Origin of the sequence: Paenarthrobacter aurescens (assembly GCF_025421775.1) — a bacterium.
Classification (GTDB): Bacteria; Actinomycetota; Actinomycetes; order Actinomycetales; family Micrococcaceae; genus Arthrobacter; species Arthrobacter aurescens_B.
The window spans coordinates 1-237 of sequence record NZ_JAOEFX010000714.1; the positions used below are offsets into that span (position 1 = coordinate 1).

1 pseudogene is annotated in these 237 nt (G+C 61.2%); it reads left to right on the plus strand.

Going from position 1 to position 237, the window contains the following annotated elements:
• Nucleotides 1-237 (plus strand): annotated as a pseudogene (locus N7568_RS25370) (DUF58 domain-containing protein); the annotation flags it as partial.

Consider the following 237-nt stretch of genomic DNA (forward strand, 5'->3'; position numbering starts at 1 on the left):
CGTTGACCACCGCGTCACGGCTCTCGCGGCTGGAACGGCGTCCATGTTCGGAGGACACGACGAAGATTCGGACATGGTGACCAATCCCAACTTTGAGTGGATGGTCACGGCATCAATGTCCATCACGGCCCACTTGGCGGAATGGAACTATTCGCAGCGAGTCCTGGATCCATTTGGCAGACCGGCGTTCATCCGTTCGCGCTCGGCGCAGGAGCCGGATCCGGAGGAGTACGCGGG